At 47.2% G+C, this 16,142-nt stretch carries 13 protein-coding genes and 1 tRNA gene; 10 read left to right on the top strand and 4 right to left on the bottom strand.

Annotation, left to right across the window (positions count from 1 at the left end):
* The 3 genes from ING2E5A_RS04925 (at window position 1) to rpsA (ending at window position 3,517) form a co-directional block, all read left to right on the top strand.
* The gene (locus ING2E5A_RS04925) at window positions 1-795 is read left to right on the top strand and encodes an energy transducer TonB family protein (protein ID WP_071136443.1); all 795 of its coding nucleotides are present in this window, start codon (window positions 1-3) and stop codon (window positions 793-795) included.
* 114 nt (window positions 796-909) lie between these two features.
* Window positions 910-1,455, top strand: a complete 546-nt coding sequence (locus tag ING2E5A_RS04920) for a DJ-1 family glyoxalase III (RefSeq protein ID WP_071136442.1) — start codon at window positions 910-912, stop codon at window positions 1,453-1,455.
* A gap of 157 nt (window positions 1,456-1,612) precedes the next feature.
* The gene (rpsA, locus tag ING2E5A_RS04915; protein ID WP_083373197.1) at window positions 1,613-3,517 is read left to right on the top strand and encodes a 30S ribosomal protein S1; all 1,905 of its coding nucleotides are present in this window, start codon (window positions 1,613-1,615) and stop codon (window positions 3,515-3,517) included.
* An 82-nt stretch (window positions 3,518-3,599) separates the two neighbouring features.
* Here rpsA and ING2E5A_RS04910 read toward each other — a convergent pair whose 3' ends face one another.
* From ING2E5A_RS04910 to ING2E5A_RS04900, 3 genes are read right to left on the bottom strand one after another with little or no spacing between them, the layout of a single operon-like run.
* Window positions 3,600-4,304: a hypothetical protein gene (locus tag ING2E5A_RS04910; protein ID WP_143102480.1), complete on the bottom strand. Its 705-nt coding sequence runs from the start codon at window positions 4,302-4,304 to the stop codon at window positions 3,600-3,602.
* Between the two features lie 27 nt (window positions 4,305-4,331).
* Complete coding sequence (locus ING2E5A_RS04905; RefSeq protein WP_071136440.1) at window positions 4,332-5,621, bottom strand: porin family protein; 1,290 nt, start codon at window positions 5,619-5,621, stop codon at window positions 4,332-4,334.
* Window positions 5,622-5,627: 6 nt separating this feature from the next.
* Complete coding sequence (locus tag ING2E5A_RS04900; protein WP_071136439.1) at window positions 5,628-6,185, bottom strand: RNA polymerase sigma factor; 558 nt, start codon at window positions 6,183-6,185, stop codon at window positions 5,628-5,630.
* A gap of 242 nt (window positions 6,186-6,427) precedes the next feature.
* Here ING2E5A_RS04900 and sppA point away from each other — a divergent pair, with 242 nt between their 5' ends.
* The 6 genes from sppA (at window position 6,428) to ING2E5A_RS04870 (ending at window position 12,478) form a co-directional block, all read left to right on the top strand.
* Window positions 6,428-8,206: a signal peptide peptidase SppA gene (sppA, locus tag ING2E5A_RS04895; RefSeq protein ID WP_071136438.1), complete on the top strand. Its 1,779-nt coding sequence runs from the start codon at window positions 6,428-6,430 to the stop codon at window positions 8,204-8,206.
* Between the two features lie 23 nt (window positions 8,207-8,229).
* On the top strand, window positions 8,230-9,348 hold the full coding sequence (lpxK, locus tag ING2E5A_RS04890; RefSeq protein WP_071136437.1) for a tetraacyldisaccharide 4'-kinase: 1,119 nt from the start codon (window positions 8,230-8,232) through the stop codon (window positions 9,346-9,348).
* Entirely contained in the window at window positions 9,305-10,117 is an 813-nt protein-coding gene (locus tag ING2E5A_RS04885) for a purine-nucleoside phosphorylase (RefSeq protein ID WP_071136436.1), read from the top strand. Before lpxK ends, ING2E5A_RS04885 begins: the two co-directional genes overlap by 44 nt.
* Before the next feature lie 4 nt (window positions 10,118-10,121).
* Window positions 10,122-11,153, top strand: coding sequence for a thiamine-phosphate kinase (gene thiL, locus ING2E5A_RS04880; protein ID WP_071136435.1), 1,032 nt, complete (start codon window positions 10,122-10,124; stop codon window positions 11,151-11,153).
* 199 nt (window positions 11,154-11,352) lie between these two features.
* Window positions 11,353-12,303 carry an IS30 family transposase gene (locus tag ING2E5A_RS04875; protein WP_071136434.1) on the top strand — a complete coding sequence of 317 codons (951 nt, stop codon included), beginning with the start codon at window positions 11,353-11,355 and terminating at the stop codon, window positions 12,301-12,303.
* 102 nt (window positions 12,304-12,405) lie between these two features.
* Window positions 12,406-12,478: transfer RNA gene (locus ING2E5A_RS04870), tRNA-Phe, on the top strand.
* A gap of 632 nt (window positions 12,479-13,110) precedes the next feature.
* Here the strand turns inward: ING2E5A_RS04870 and ING2E5A_RS04865 are convergent.
* Window positions 13,111-14,214, bottom strand: coding sequence for an ISAs1 family transposase (locus ING2E5A_RS04865; RefSeq protein WP_071136433.1), 1,104 nt, complete (start codon window positions 14,212-14,214; stop codon window positions 13,111-13,113).
* Between the two features lie 272 nt (window positions 14,215-14,486).
* On the opposite strand from ING2E5A_RS04865, the gene ING2E5A_RS04860 reads away from it, so the two are divergent.
* Window positions 14,487-15,995, top strand: coding sequence for an IS5 family transposase (locus tag ING2E5A_RS04860; RefSeq protein WP_071135755.1), 1,509 nt, complete (start codon window positions 14,487-14,489; stop codon window positions 15,993-15,995).
* The last annotated feature ends 147 nt before the right edge of the window (window positions 15,996-16,142 follow it).

The following is a 16,142-nucleotide window of genomic DNA, read 5'->3' as shown; positions in this document are numbered from 1 at the left end:
ATGGAGATTACAAGGGAAAAAACAGCAGGAATAGCAGGGACAATCCTCTTTGCCATATTGCTACTGCTTATCCTGATGTTCTCTTATTTCACACTGGCACTTCCACCACAGGAACTGGAAGGAATTCCTGTCATGTTCGGGAATGTGGATGAGGCGTTCGGTTCTACCGAGTCGCCCAAGCATGAGATCACACCTGAACCTACACCAGCCCCTACCCCCGCAGCTCCGAAACCGACACCCAACGAACCGTTGATTACACAGAAGAGCGAACCCTCCATTGAGATAGCTGAACGGAGGGAGGCCGAGCGGCGTCAGGCCGAGTTGGTAGAACAGCGCAGACGAGAGGAGGAGGCTGAACGGAGACGGCGCGAACAGGAGGAGGCCAAAAAGCGGGAGATCAACCAGAAGATGAGCGGCCTTTTCGGTGAAAATGCCGGTAACCGGGGTGAAACCCAGGGCAGCGGCACACAGGGGGTCTCCACAGGCAACGCTACCGAGGGTGCCAAATCGGGTATCGGAGGTATCGGCACCTACGATCTGGGCGGTCGCAGCGTTGGACCCGGCGGATTGATCCAGCCTAAATATTCGGTAAACGATTACGGAACAGTTGTCGTCAACATCACGGTAGATCCGAATGGAAATGTCATCAAGGCCGAGATCGGAAAGGGGACCAATACTCCCAATACCGCACTACTTAACGAAGCGCGACGTGCCGCACTCAGAACCAAATTCAACGCCATCAACTCAACCAACAACCAGCAGGGGACCATCACCTACAAGTTCAACCTCAACTGATTGCAATAGATCTACATCACAGGGCCACCACATCCCGGATGTGCGGGAGCCGAACAATTGTCGCTTCCACCTTGTTCAATGTCTAAACAACCCTAACGTTTAAATATTAATCCGATGAAGAAAGTAGCATTATTCTTGGCCAATGGTTTCGAAGAGATTGAAGCCTTGGGTACCGTAGACATTCTACGCAGGGCAGGTATTCCTGTTCAGACCGTATCGATAACCGACGAAAAAAGTGTTGCCGGCGCACACGGCATAACCGTCCAGGCCGATGCGACCTTCTCCGAAGTGGATCTTGCCGGCATGGATCTGCTGGTACTTCCAGGCGGTATGCCCGGCGCAAAGAACCTCAATGAGCAGAAAGAGCTGAAAGCGGCAATAAAAGAGCATGCCGAAAAGGGCAAGGTTGTAGCCGCAATTTGTGCCGCACCGATGGTTTTAGGCGGTTTGGGCCTGCTGGAGGGGAAAAAAGTCACCTGCTACCCCGGTTTTGAAACAGAACTGAGAGGAGCGGAGGTCACCGGCGACAAGGTGAGCGTCGACAACAACATTATCACCGGGAGAGGTCCCGGTCTGGTTTTCGACTTTGCGTTGGAACTGGTAGAAACGATTGCAGGTGCAGGAACGAGAAAAGAGGTACAGGAAGGGTTGCTGCTCTGATCCGGCTACGGAACTTTCGGTTAGCCCCTTCTTGATGTTTCTCGAAAATTCAGGGTGCAAAGAGTTGGTTATTAAGAAAAAACCGACTATCTTTGCACCGTTTTTTTGACAATATAAAGTCTAACTTATTTAATTATTAAAATTTTAAAAACAACAAATGACAGACAATTTAAAAAATGTAACTCCCTTAGAGAATTTCGATTGGGATGCTTACGCAAAAGGTGACGTCTACTCCAAAGAAAACAAAGAAAAACTTACCGAGAGCTACGACAACACGTTGAGCAAGATCAACGACAAGGAAGTGGTGACCGGTATCGTAACCTCCATGAACAAACGCGAAGTGGTTGTAAACATTGGTTACAAATCGGACGGTGTAGTGTCGATGAACGAATTCCGTTACAACCCTGATCTGAAAGTTGGCGACGAGGTAGAAGTATACATCGAAAGCCAGGAAGACAAAAAAGGGCAATTGATTCTTTCCCACAAAAAAGCACGTGCTTCGCGTTCTTGGGATCGCGTAAACGCAGCTTTGGAAAACAACGAAGTAATAAAAGGGTATATCAAGTGCCGTACAAAAGGCGGTATGATTGTGGATGTTTTCGGTATCGAAGCATTCCTTCCGGGTTCACAGATCGATGTGAAACCGATCCGCGACTACGATATTTTTGTTGACAAAACCATGGAATTCAAGGTTGTCAAGATCAATCCTGAATTCAAGAACGTGGTTGTTTCACACAAAGCCCTCATTGAAGAAGAGCTGGAACAACAGAAAAAAGAGATTATTTCGAAACTCGAAAAAGGACAGGTGCTCGAAGGTGTTGTCAAGAACATCACCTCTTATGGTGTATTCGTTGATCTTGGCGGCGTTGACGGCTTGATCCACATCACTGATCTTTCATGGGGCCGTATTCAACACCCTGACGAAGTGGTTAAACTGGACGACAAGATCAATGTGGTTATCCTCGACTTCGACGATGACAAGAAGCGTATCGCTCTTGGTTTGAAGCAGTTGACTCCTCATCCATGGGATGCTATGGACGACAGCCTGAAAGTAGGCGACATCGTTAAGGGTAAAGTGGTTGTCATTGCCGATTATGGAGCATTTGTAGAGGTAGCTCCAGGTGTTGAAGGCTTGATCCACGTTTCTGAGATGAGCTGGACACAGCACCTGCACAGCGCCCAGGACTTCATGAAGGTAGGCGACGAGGTAGAGGCTGTTATCCTGACACTCGACCGCGAAGAGAGAAAAATGTCGCTGGGTGTAAAACAGCTCAAACCCGATCCATGGGAAAACATCGAAGAGAAATATCCTGTTGGAAGCACCCACACTGCTACCGTTCGGAATTTCACCAACTTCGGTGCTTTTGTTGAAATTGAAGAAGGTGTTGAAGGATTGATCCACATCTCCGATCTCTCCTGGACAAAGAAGATCAAACACCCGAGCGAAGTGACCGAAATCGGAGCTCCGATTAAAGTACAGGTATTGGAAATCGACAAGGAGAACCGTCGTTTGAGCCTTGGGCACAAACAGTTGGAAGAAAATCCATGGGATGTATTTGAAACCATCTTCACCGCAGGTTCAGTTCACGAAGGCACCGTACTCGAATTTGTAGATAAGGGAGCTGTGATTGCGTTGCCTTACGGCGTTGAAGGCTTTGCCACTCCCAAGCATCTGGTGAAAGAGGATGGCACACAGGCTCAGGTTGACGAGAAACTGGAATTCAAAGTGATCGAGTTCAATAAAGATGCCAAACGGATTATTGTTTCGCACAGCCGGATCCACGAGGATGCTCAGGGTGGCGGTGACGAGAGCCGGAAAGGCAAACGTTCAGGCAAGAAAGAGGGCTCATCGTCAGCAATGGCAATGCCTGTAATGGAAAAGACCACGCTGGGTGATATCGAAGAGCTCGCCGCATTGAAGGAGAAACTGGATAACCAGAAGGTTGCTGCTTTCAAGAAAGAAGCCAGTGAGAAGGCCAAGGCAGCTGAACTTGAGGCCCAAAAAGCCGAGACCGATGAGTCTGCAGAAAACAAAACTGAAGAGACGACAAGCGAAGAGTAATCCTTACGCTGATCGATAATAAGAAAGAGGCTGTCTTCATTGTGAGACAGCCTCTTATCGTTTCTTGAACTTGATCGGTGGATCACTGTTTATATATCCTCACCGTATTTGTCACGCTGGAAGGTGTTGCAGAACTGCCCTTAAGATAGTTGAACTTCAACTGGATATCCTTATAATCCTGTCCGTTGAAATCTATCAGGTTACGCAGTTGAGCCATTTTGATCGCAGCAAATGCATCCTCATTCTTTTCAGTAGTTCCGGTGGCAGTTCCCGATTTCTCCAGCCGCAACTCCAGTGTAAACTGGTCCATTGCTGTCTGTTGCATCGTTTCGTTATATAGCCTTACCTGAACAGACTCACCCTCTTTCTTGGCCCAACTGTATTGAAGTATCAGAAAATCACCGAATCCTCCGGTTATAGGTAATCCACTGATCATGCCGAAGGAGTTGATTGGAGTTGAACTCCCCTCGGGGGCTTCCTCGTGAAGGTATAGACCGTAAGGTATCTGCTCGATATCCGTCGTAATGGCGTTGTGTACGGTGGAAGAGAGCATCCCGTTGGCTGTTGTCCACGACCAGGTGATCAGGTACCATCTTTCGGGTTCCTGCATCTTTATCTCGTTCGAAGTCATGGCAAATCCCCCGTTGTGGGCAATTTGGGTCCCTTCCGATTGGGTAATGTAAAACAATTGCCCTGAACCGGCAAGATTACTGTCTCCTGCTTCCAGACATGATGTCAGAAAGAGGCCGGAGACCAACACTGCAAAAAGTAAAATCAATTTTCTCATGTACATAATTATTACTGTTTAAAATTCTTAAAAGTCAAACCGGATACCGGCATTGAGATCGAAGACAATCTTTTTGTCGGTATATATCGTTCTATAATCGTAATTTCCTGCATCGAAGTAGTAAGCCCCGCCAATCTTGCCATACAGGTTAAATCCCCCGTAAATGGGATAGAAGAGCCCTACCCCGGCATTTACCGAGATCTGCGGGTTCTTCTGACTGATTTTGGTACTGATAACGCCCTGAGCCGTACTGTTCAACTCCTTGGAAACACTCTGTTCTCTCTTCCTGAATTCACCGTAGATATCTTTTTCTACCATCCCTCCAAACGATGCAAACATACCCAGCCTTCCGATATTCACAAAATTGTAATTCAGGTTGACAGGGATACCAAGGTAGTGGAAAAGCTGCGTCTCCTGGTTTTGAAAATCGACGCTGGTATTTTTTGCCCGGGAGAAGAGGTAGGTGTATACCACACCGGTTTCAACCGATAGCCGGTCGACAATGCTCCTGGAGATGGTAAGGCCGATAGATACGGGCTGATCGTGTACCATCTGGGCCACATTATCCGCAACACTCATGGTATTCAATGGCAAGGCTGCATAGGCCATCTCTGATGGTCCGGCAGCTGATGTACTGCGAAGGGTCATGGGACTGTTTACTATTTTCCTGGAGGATGTCAGCCCTCCTTTCGCATTGATTGCCAACGTCATCGGCTTCTTATTCTCCTCTTCGAGTGAGAGACCTTCGAAAGCGGTGGCCTTTCCGGCATGCTCAAACTCCTTGACGAGCCGTTCTATCTCTTCTGGGTCGGGTTGGGCAATACGTGATCTCGCAGTCACAGCGTCATTATCGGCATGAAGATCTTCAATCTGATCATCAACAACCATTTGCTCCGGATGTTCAGGCTTATCGCTTGCGATCTGCGATTTAGTTGCCTCCCTTTCGGTATATTTGGCAATCAACACCTCCTGTCTACCACCGCCCGCTCTCTGCCTCACCGGAAATTCAGATCTGGCTACCTCAATCTCTTGTTGCATATCGGGTATCTTTATCTCACCAGATGTCATCTCTTCCGCCAGAACAGGATGAACATTCGGTTCAATCGGCTTTGGCAGGTTAAAAAAGAAGAGACTTCCCAGGAGTATGGCTACAGTAGCAGCAGCCGAACCGATAAACCAGTTGCGGCGAACTATTCTGGTCCGCTGCAAGCTGTCGAGCGATTGCTCCAGTCTCTCCCAACCATCGGAGGGCACCGGAACCTCATAATCGCTGAAAACTGACCTGAGCTGTTCTTTAAATATATCTTCTTCGTTCATTGATATTCATATGTATTTCTTCTTCATTATCGATTGCACCTTGTTTTGTAGAAAAGTCTTGGCCCTGAAATATTGCGACCGAGAAGCATTCTCCGTTATGCCCAGCATGGCAGCTATCTCCTTATGTGGCATATCTTCAAAGACTACCATATTAAACACCGTTCTGTAACCTTCTGGCATTCCACGAATTATATCCAGCAACTCTTGCCGGGGAACGTCTCCTACCTCGAGGCAGTCATCCTCCGGAGCATCTAAAAAATCTTCATTCTCTTTTCCGTAATCGTTCAAGAAATCAAGTCTCTTTTTCTCCTTTCGATAATTCTCAAGAGCCAGATTCACGAAAATCCGGCGCAACCAACCTTCAAAAGAACCCTTGCCCGCATAAGAGCCAATCTGTGTAAAAACCTGCAGAAAACCGTCATGGAGAAGATCGCGAGCAGTCTCATTATCTTTGCAATATCGCATACAGACAGCCATCATCTTAGGAGCGTACAACTCGTATAATGCCTTTTGGGCACTACGGTTCTGCTTCTTACATGCTGCTATCAGTTGCGAATCATCCATGCTTTTCGCTTACATTAGTTAAGATGAAAAAAAGGTAAAAACGTTGCACCGGTTACCTCTTTTCCTCTACTCTTTATATTTTTTTAACCAACATCGGGTTTCCTTATCATCAAATTACCTCCAGCAGATCGGAGGTATATTTTTCTGCTAAGATTACTAAATGAAAATGTGTCTAGTTTCAATTGCAATATAACTCTTTTTTCCCTATTTTTGTGCATATAATCACTATAGGACACAAATTTATGAAAGATTTTTTTAAAATGATGTTTGCATCTGCATTGGGCTTCATCATTGCGAGTCTCATATTCTCGCTCGTCTCAATGCTGGTCATGTTTGCCCTGATGGGCTCCTTGATGGGCTCTTTCGGCAAACAGGATACATTTGTGTTACAGGAAAACTCCGTATTAAATCTGAGACTTGAAGGCACCGTACAGGAACGAATTGCAGAAAATGATCCTTTCATTGAGCTGATTGGTGGCGTACCATCAGCAATGGGTCTGAACGATATCATTGGAGCCATCCGCAAGGCCAAGAATAACGACAAGATAAAAGGGATCTACCTCGATACCCGGATTTTTGCAGCATCCAACGCCACACTGGCCGAAATACGTCAGGAGCTGGAAGATTTCAAGGAGAGCGGAAAGTTCATCGTGGCCTATGCCGATACCTACACCCAGAGCGGCTATTACCTGGCCTCTGTCGCCGACAAGGTTGCGATCAATCCACAGGGAATGCTCGACATTCACGGCCTCTCATCGATTCTCCTCTTTTACAAGGATGCGTTGGAAAAGATGGGGGTAGGAATCCAGTTATTCAAGGTGGGAACCTACAAGTCGTTTGCCGAGTCCTTTACGCAGACCGAGATGAGTGACGCCAACCGGGAACAGATCACCTCATTCATCAACGATATCTGGAACAACATGAAAAACGAGATGGCCGCTTCCAGGAAACTGGAGCCAGCCCAGATCGACTCTATCGCCAACCAGTTTCCGATGCTCAGGAAAACCGATTTCCTGCTGGCGTCAAATCTGGTTGACACTCTCCTCTATGAAAGCGAAATGAAGCAGTACCTGCGGGAACTTCTCGGAGTAGATGCTGACGAGAAAATTCCTTCGGCAACGGTAGCAGAGATGAGGTCGGTAAAAACGACACCTGCCATCAGGAAATCTACCAACTCCATCGCACTGCTCTACGCCACGGGGAACATCATGTCCGGTAACCGTTCATCGGGTATTCAGGATAAATACTATGTAAACGAGATTGAAAAACTCCGGAAAGACAAGAACATCAAAGCGGTTGTCTTCCGCATCAATTCTGGAGGCGGAAGCGCATACGCTTCGGAACAGATATGGAAAGCCATCTCCGATTTGAAATCTGAAAAGCCGGTGGTTGTATCGATGGGAGATGTCGCAGCTTCTGGCGGCTACTATATCGCTTGCAATGCCAACAAGATTGTGGCTCAACCCACCACCATAACAGGTTCTATCGGTATATTCGGCATGTTCCCCAATTTCAGCGGGACCTTCAATAAACTGGGAATCAATTCTGATGTAGTCAAGACCAACGATTTTTCCGATTTTGGCAACCCATCCCGGGCGTTCAATGAACGGGAGGCGGCCATGATGCAGGCTTATGTGGACAACGGGTACGACATCTTCCTGACCCGCTGTGCGGAGGGTCGTGGAATAGCCAAAGATAGCCTGGCAAAATTTGCCGAAGGTCGTGTATGGACCGGGAATCAGGCGAAGGAGATCGGGCTGGTAGATGAGCTGGGTGGCGTGGATGAGGCCGTACGCATTGCTGCAGACCTGGCCAATCTGGGCAAGAGTTATGCCGTTTTCGAGTATCCGAAGGCCAAATCTCCGCTCGAGGAAATTTTCAGCAAGGGCAAGGAGGAACTGGCTGCCAAAACGCTGAAGAGCTACCTTGGAGAGAGCTATGAGCTGTTTACGCTCTTGAAGGGGATCAAGGAGCAGGATTATATCCAGGCCCGCATCCCCTTTGAGTTGAACATCAACTGATATTGCCATTTCAAACTTCAAAGATGGAATTACCTCCTCCCAATATTCGTCGCTCACTACTGCCACTTTCGTGGCTGTACGGGCTGGGTGTAAGGTTCCGGAACTGGCTTTTTGACGCAAGGATACTGAAACAGCATAAGTTCGACATTCCGGTTATTTGCGTCGGGAACATCACCGTGGGGGGTACTGGCAAGACTCCCCATATCGAATATCTGATTGAACTCTTGTCGTCGAGATACAGGGTGGCAGTCCTGAGTAGGGGTTACAAGCGTAAAAGAAAAGGGTTCAGGATTGTAGATGTGGACTCGAAACCTCAGGATGTGGGTGATGAGCCACTCCAGATAAAGCAGAAATTTCCCGAAACACTTGTTGTGGTGGACAAGAACCGGAGAGGCGCCATTGAAAAGATCCGCTCCATCGATGCAGAGGAGCGTCCGCAGGTGATTCTGTTGGACGACGGTTTTCAACACCGCCACGTCTCCCCTTCCCTCTCCATTCTGCTGGTCGACAGTAATCGTCCGGTATATGAGGACAAGCTCCTCCCGGCAGGATATCTGCGAGAACCATTACGGGGAAAGGATCGCGCTTCGATCGTCATCGTCACCAAGTGCAGCCGTGATATGCAACCCATCGACTTCCGTATCTATGAAAACGGTCTAGACCTCTATCCCTATCAGGATCTCTACTTTACCACTTTCGATTATGGGAACTTGATGCCGGTCTTTCCCCAGTTGCAGCAGGAGACACTGGAACCAGACGATTTACGTAAAAAACATGTATTTCTGGTTACCGGAATTGCCTCCCCTCAACCGTTGGTGGAAAAACTGGAGTTGAAAACCTACAACCTCTATCCGATCTTCTTCCCCGATCACCACTTCTTCAATAAGGAAGACATCAGGAAGATAACCGATGAAATGGAGACACTGGATGTGGACGAGGACGACAAGATAATTGTAACCACCGAGAAAGATGCCATCCGTTTCAGGGCATTGTCTTTTCTGGATGAAAATATAAAACGGAGAATCTACTATATTCCGGTTAGAGTACAATTCATGAAAAAAAGAGAAAAAGAGTCATTCAATAAAAAAATCAACAAACATGTTAGAAGCAATCAAACAAACAGCCGATTATCTAAAAAATAGAATCGGAGATGTGCCCAATACCGCCATCATTTTAGGAACCGGACTTGGAGAACTTGCCCGGGAGATTACCGACAAGACCGAAATTCCATACACAGAGATCCCCAATTTCCCCGTCTCTACCGTAGAGGGGCACAGTGGGAAACTCATCATCGGCAATCTGGGCAGCAAAAGGGTGCTGGCCATGCAGGGACGATTCCACTATTACGAAGGGTACAACATGAAACAGGTAACATTTCCAATCCGTGTTTTCAAGGCACTGGGAGTGGAATACCTCTTTGTATCCAACGCTGCCGGCGGTATGAATCCCAGCTTCGACGTAGGCGACATCATGCTTATCGAAGACCACATCAACATGTTTCCCGAACATCCGCTTCACGGGAAGAACTACAACGAGCTGGGAACACGGTTCCCCGATATGAGTGAGGCCTACAACAAGGAACTCCGGTTAATGGCCATGGAGATTGCAAAAGAGAAAAATATCAAGTTGCAGCATGGTGTCTATGTCGGCGTTTCCGGACCCACTTTTGAAACTCCTGCCGAGTACCATTTCTTCCGCGTTATCGGAGGTGATGCCGTAGGCATGTCTACCGTTCCGGAAGTTATCGTTGCCAACCATGCCAAAATGAAGGTTCTGGCCTTTTCCATCATTACCGATTTGGGTGTCATCGGAAAGATCGTGGAAGTGACACACGAAGAGGTCCAGGAAGCTGCAAAAATCGCCCAGCCCAAGATGGCGGAGATTATGCGGACCATAGTGGAAAGGATATAAACCTATGCGCACAGAAATAAGCACGCTAGGAGAGTTTGGACTGATAGACCACCTCACCAAGGAGATCCAACTTACACAGCCCACAACCAGAAAAGGTGTAGGTGACGATGCCGCCGTAATCGACAACGGCGGGAAACATACGCTTGTCACCACCGACCTGTTGCTCGAAGGCATCCATTTCGACCTGACCTACGTCCCGCTGAAACACTTGGGATACAAAGCGGCAATTGTCAACTTTTCCGACATCTATGCGATGAACGGAAAACCTCAACAGATAACAGTTTCACTGGGTATATCCCAACGCTTTTCGGTGGAGGATCTGGAGACATTCTATGCCGGAGTGTTGCTGGCCTGCGAGATCTACGGTGTTGATCTGGTGGGTGGCGACACCTCCTCGTCGCTGACAGGGTTTTCAATCTCGATAACCTGTATCGGTACAGCCGATGAAGAGAAGATCGTCTACCGCAATGGGGCCAAAGATACCGATCTGATTTATGTATCGGGCGATCTGGGAGCGGCGTACATGGGGTTGCAGCTACTTGAACGTGAGAAGGCTGTTTTCGGGGAGAAGGGAAATGCAGATTTCCAACCCGATTTCTCCGGCAAGGAGTATATCCTGGAGCGTCAGCTCAAGCCTGAGGCCCGGAGAGATATCGTCCGGATACTGTCGGAGAACGGGATCGTTCCCACATCCATGATCGACGTATCCGACGGGCTTTCATCAGACATCCTCCATATCTGCAAGCAGAGCAACGCGGGTTGCCGCATTTTTGAGGAGCGGCTTCCCATCGATTACCAGACTGCCCTGATGGCCGAAACGTTCAATATGAACGTCACAACCGTCGCATTGAATGGCGGAGAGGATTACGAACTGCTCTTTACCGTTCCCCTCTCTCTCCACGACAAGATGTCTACCCTGCCCGGCATACACTTGGTAGGCCACATCACCAAACCTGATGAAGGGTGCTATCTGGTTACCCGCGACGGGCAGGAGATGAAATTGAAGGCGCAAGGATGGAATCCGTTGGAAAAATAACACCATTTTCCCCTAAGTTCAACTTAGAAGTGCAACATCCACGTGTTGTTTTTTGAAATGATTCTTCACAACAATCATGAAAAACACCGCGGGGGTTTGCCTAACGGCCGGGGGCGCGCAAGCCCCCGAAGAGAGTCGGACAGCAACATAAAAGAAAAAGGAGACCGAAGTCTCCCTAAAATTAACTATTATGTTGCTTATGAAAAAATACAAACAGTTAACTTCAGAACAAAGGTACGCGATTTATTTAGGTTTAGAAAACGGTGACACCCAGCGGACGATCGCGAGCTTGATAGGTGCCAGTCCTTCAGCGGTGTCCAGGGAGTTGCAGCGCAACAAGGACAAGCGCGGGGGCTACTCGTGGCGACTGGCCCACGAGATGGCGATGGAGAGAAGGGAACGCCTGCCCGGCAACCGGTCCACCCCGGAATGGATCAAACAAAAGGTGATCCGGCTCGTGCGCAAGGACTGGTCGCCCGGGCAAATCAGCGGACACCTGAGAAAGAAGGAGAATATCCGGGTCTCCCACGAGACCATCTACAAGTGGATCCGGGAGGACAAGAAGGCCGGGGGCGACCTTTACAAGCATTGCCGTCACAGGCTCAAGCACCGCAAGAGACCGGTGGGCTCCGTTAGAGGCATCCCCAACCGCAGGAGCATCCGGGAAAGGCCCGTGGAGGCCGACGGGAAGCGCTTCGGCGACTTCGAGATGAACACGATGATAGGGGCCGACCAGTCGGAGGCGATACTGACGGTGACGGAAAGGAAGACGAACCTCGTGATGATCGGGGAACTGCCCCGCGGAAGGGACTCGAAAGGGTTGGCCAAGGTGCTGTGCCGCATGTTGCTACCCTACAAGGACGTGATAAGGACGATCACCACGGACAACGGCTTGGAGTTCGCGGCGCACGAACGGATCACGGAGATGCTGGAAGCCCCGGTGTACTTCACCGACCCCTATTCGGCATGGCAAAAAGGATCGATCGAAAACGCGAACAAGCTCATCCGGCAATACATCCCCAAGGGGGCGTCCTTCAAGAACTATCCACCCGACAGATTGAAGCGGATACAGCACAGGCTGAATGAAAGACCGAGGAAAAAATTGGACTTTAACACACCCAAAGTTGAGTTTTACAAACAATTAATGTAAATTGCACTTGCTGCTTGACTCTGCCCCCCAAAAATTCCACCTGAAAAATTTGCATTTGGAGAAAAAATATTTTATCTTTGCACTCGCAAATAAAGCAATGTTGGTGCCATAGCTCAGTTGGTAGAGCAACGGACTGAAAATCCGTGTGTCCCTAGTTCGATTCTTGGTGGCACCACTTAAAAAAACACTTGAATATCAAATATTCAAGTGTTTTTTATTTTTTTGTAGAGCCTGTAAATCTGAACTCCTTTTTCGTGATTTTTTATACTAAATTCCCCCCGAATCTTGGACAACACGTATCGTTAAAAAAATGTACTATTTTTGCTGTCATGAAGAAAAGGAAAACTTACAGCGCCGGCTTTAAACAAAGATAGTTTTAGAAACCCTTCAAGAACGTGAAACAGTCCAGGAGCATACCAGGAAGAATGAACTTCATCCTGGTCATATCCCCACCAGGTAGCGCCAATTTCTATCCCATGCAGATCAGGGCAGTCAATTCTCCAGTCCCGAGTTTTCGGCCTACTTTTCTTCACATGAGGGTTTAAAGTTCAGTATGGACGGTAAGGGACGTGCAATCGACAACATCTTCATTGAAAGATTCTGGCGCAATATCAAGTATGAGAAAATCTATCTTGAGCCGTCTGATAACGGTTTGGATTTATATTGCAAAATAAAGGAGTATATGACGTAATATAATACAGGAAGGCCCCATCAGCGACTGGAATATAAAAGGCAGGTCGATATCTATCGGGCGGCCGCTTGAATTTGTCTAAAAAGAGAGGGGTGTAAAATTCAGGGTCAACGCATTTAAATTTTCAACAACTGTAGCAAAAAGTTGTCATCCCACCCGGCCTTGAGACGTTTTGAAACCAAAGAACCCTTCGATGTGTCTTGTTTTAGAAGGTTGAGTGCTATTTTTCTGATGAAGGAAAAGTTTTGGGCGGAGTTCTTCGCCCTTTTCCTTTGCCGGTCTTCGTCAAAAACCATGTCCAATGTCCAGTGGAGTTTGTTTTCAATGCCCCAGTGCTGACGTATAAAAGTGTTGAAGTTTGCTGCTTGGTCAATGACACTGCTAATGTAGAAACGGGTTTCGGTCTCCTGTTTTTTACCCGTGTCCCTGTGGGCAGTAATCCTGACAATCGTCTTGAGTCCTTTCCAGTGTTCCCTGTTGTCGATGAAACCCAGGTTCGAGATAATTTCACAGGTACGTGTTTCAATCCGTCCGTGCCCTTTTTCCGTCACCTGATCGACCGAGTCCGGATTATGCCGGTTGAAACTGTCCTCCACCTGGGACAAAAGCTCTTTCTGGTTACCCTTGACCGAAAGGATATAATCCGCTTTATTTTCTATGATTTTTTCAGCAATCTTCGTTTGGGTACCAATGGCATCTATGGTAATAATGCTTCCTTCTATGTCAAGCAGGTCCAGCAATAACGGGATGGCCGTGATCTCATTGCTTTTCTCATCCACCTTGAGTTGGCCCAGGACCAATTGGTTTTCTGATGCCCAGGCGCTGACCATGTAGATGGGGTTCTTTTCATGAAAGCTGTCTTTGGACCCTTTTATACACTTGCCGTCCAAGCTGATAACCTCTTTTGTGATATGCTCATCCTTTAAAGAATCAACCCATTTGATGAAAGCTTCTTCAAAAAGACGTGGACGTAAACTGGAAAACACCCTGTTAATCGTATCGTGTGAGGGGATACCGTTGGGCAGTTTGAGGAACGTTTTCAGGAATGAAAGTTTTGTCTTGCCGAAAAGTTCAATTGAATCCCACGATTCCGCCCCACAAATAACGGCGAGTATCGACAGGATTATGATGTCGGATAGCAGGTGTTTCTTGTTCCTGTTGATTCGGTGGTCGGGAATGCACTCAAAATACCGGTGCAAAGAAGTGGCTGGACTTGTCATGTCTTTTTTGAGGCAAAGATACGCATTTACATTGCCTCAAAACAACACAAGTTATTAACAACCAGACGGATAAATTGTTGATAACACTGTCTTTTCTGATTTTTTTATGCGTTGACCCTGGTGTAAAATTCAATTTTATTGCCATTAATAAAAAATATATTTAGGGTTTGCTGAATAATTGGCATTTGTGTTGTATATCAGTAAATTAGTTGGTAAAAAATTTGCATAACTGCAAGAAATTGAGTATTTTTACTTCATAAACCTTGCATTTTATGATACGATACAAGAGCTCCAGGCAGCTTTCAATTTCAGAGTTCAAGATGCCCTTTGAGGCAAAACTGGATGAGAATAACCGGTGGGTTATTCTTTCAAAAATAGTTCCCTGGGAAGAGTTCGCCCGGCTTTATTACAAGAACTTCAAAAGCAACCGGGGTGCCCCCACCAAAGATGCCAGGCTTGTGCTGGGAGTAATCATCATCAAGCACATCATGAAGAGTGACGACCGTGGAGTAATAGAGATGATACAGGAGAACCCCTACATGCAGTATTTTCTTGGTCTCGAAGCTTTCACCTATGAACAGGTGATGACACCGTCACTGCTGGTCTCCATCAGAAAGCGAATCGACCTTGATGTCTTTGAATCATTGACGGACGACTTGATAAGAAAAGGGTTGAAGCTAAAAGCCGGGGCAAATCAAGAAGTGGTTGACAAGGATGCGAAGGATGAAGAAGATGATAATGATGACGATCCCGATCCGCATCCCGGGAACAAGGGGAAGCTCCAAATGGATGCAACGGTCTGTGATGCGGATATCAAGTATCCCACCGATCTGGATCTGCTGAACGAGAGCCGCCAGAAGGCAGAAGAGCTGATCGATGAGTTGTGTTTGAAACTGGGTATTAAAGATAAACCCCGTACATACAGAAGGGTTGCACGCAAGGATTTTTTGAATGTGTCGAAAATGAAGAGAAAACCAGCCAACGTGTTACGAAAAGCGATACGCAAGCAGATCAACTACCTGAAACGGGATGTGCGGACTATCAACGGGATACTGGACACCATAAAGGATAAACCGATTCCCTTCGACCGGCGGCAACTAAAGTATTTTTTTGTCATCCAGCATCTGCTGGAACAACAGGAGACGATGTATAAGAAGAAGAGCCATCAAGTAGAAGATCGCATAGTGAACATTCATCAGCCACATGTTCGCCCCATCGTCCGTGGTAAAGCCAAGGCCAAGACGGAGTTTGGCGCCAAGATCAACATCAGCCTGCTGGATGGCTATGCCAGGGTAGATCATTTCCACTGGGATGCGTTCAATGAGGGGCAGGATCTTCAGTCACAGGTTGAACGCTTCAGGAAGCTGACAGGGAAGTATCCGGAGCTGGTTCAGGTGGACAAGATATATCTTACCCGGGAGAACAGACGGTTCTTGAAAGAGAAAAGAATCCGCTACACCGGGGAACCACTGGGACGAAAGCCGGCAAAAGAGATCAAGAGCAGATACCAAAAACGTAAAGAGCGACGAGAGACGGCGGAACGCAACCAGGTTGAAGGGAAGTTTGGACAGGGCAAGCGTGGATATGGTTTAAATGATATCCGGGCCAGACTCTCCTCGACGTCAAGGAGTTGGATAGGGGCTATCATTTTTGTGATGAATCTGATCCGGCATATGAGGGATATTCCCTTACCTTATTTTGTCTCGTTACTACAGAAGTTAATGATAGTGAGAAATATAAACATTTATCCACTCGGGCCACAAATGAAATTGTGTGCCTGATTGGGAATTAATAAGCAGACCCTATTTATATTTGCGAAAATATTTAACTTATTCTGTTAATAGAAGAGTTCATTAAAATTATAGTTTAGATTTTAGCAGCAATGGCTGCAAACTCAATGAGTTCTTTAACAAGTTTATCATTTAATC

This window comes from Petrimonas mucosa, from assembly GCF_900095795.1.
Classification (GTDB): Bacteria; Bacteroidota; Bacteroidia; order Bacteroidales; family Dysgonomonadaceae; genus Petrimonas; species Petrimonas mucosa.
This window is presented reverse-complemented; position numbering and strand designations above follow the sequence as displayed.

Bases quoted from the DNA above. Each gene is read 5' to 3' on its own strand.
- ING2E5A_RS04925 (WP_071136443.1), top strand. From the start codon at position 1: ATGGAGATTACAAGGGAAAAAACAGCAGGAATAGCAGGGACAATCCTC.
- ING2E5A_RS04920 (WP_071136442.1), top strand. From the start codon at position 910: ATGAAGAAAGTAGCATTATTCTTGGCCAATGGTTTCGAAGAGATTGAA.
- rpsA (WP_083373197.1), top strand. From the start codon at position 1,613: ATGACAGACAATTTAAAAAATGTAACTCCCTTAGAGAATTTCGATTGG.
- ING2E5A_RS04910 (WP_143102480.1), bottom strand. From the start codon at position 4,304: ATGAGAAAATTGATTTTACTTTTTGCAGTGTTGGTCTCCGGCCTCTTT.
- ING2E5A_RS04905 (WP_071136440.1), bottom strand. From the start codon at position 5,621: ATGAACGAAGAAGATATATTTAAAGAACAGCTCAGGTCAGTTTTCAGC.
- ING2E5A_RS04900 (WP_071136439.1), bottom strand. From the start codon at position 6,185: ATGGATGATTCGCAACTGATAGCAGCATGTAAGAAGCAGAACCGTAGT.
- sppA (WP_071136438.1), top strand. From the start codon at position 6,428: ATGAAAGATTTTTTTAAAATGATGTTTGCATCTGCATTGGGCTTCATC.
- lpxK (WP_071136437.1), top strand. From the start codon at position 8,230: ATGGAATTACCTCCTCCCAATATTCGTCGCTCACTACTGCCACTTTCG.
- ING2E5A_RS04885 (WP_071136436.1), top strand. From the start codon at position 9,305: ATGTTAGAAGCAATCAAACAAACAGCCGATTATCTAAAAAATAGAATC.
- thiL (WP_071136435.1), top strand. From the start codon at position 10,122: ATGCGCACAGAAATAAGCACGCTAGGAGAGTTTGGACTGATAGACCAC.
- ING2E5A_RS04875 (WP_071136434.1), top strand. From the start codon at position 11,353: ATGAAAAAATACAAACAGTTAACTTCAGAACAAAGGTACGCGATTTAT.
- ING2E5A_RS04865 (WP_071136433.1), bottom strand. From the start codon at position 14,214: ATGACAAGTCCAGCCACTTCTTTGCACCGGTATTTTGAGTGCATTCCC.
- ING2E5A_RS04860 (WP_071135755.1), top strand. From the start codon at position 14,487: ATGATACGATACAAGAGCTCCAGGCAGCTTTCAATTTCAGAGTTCAAG.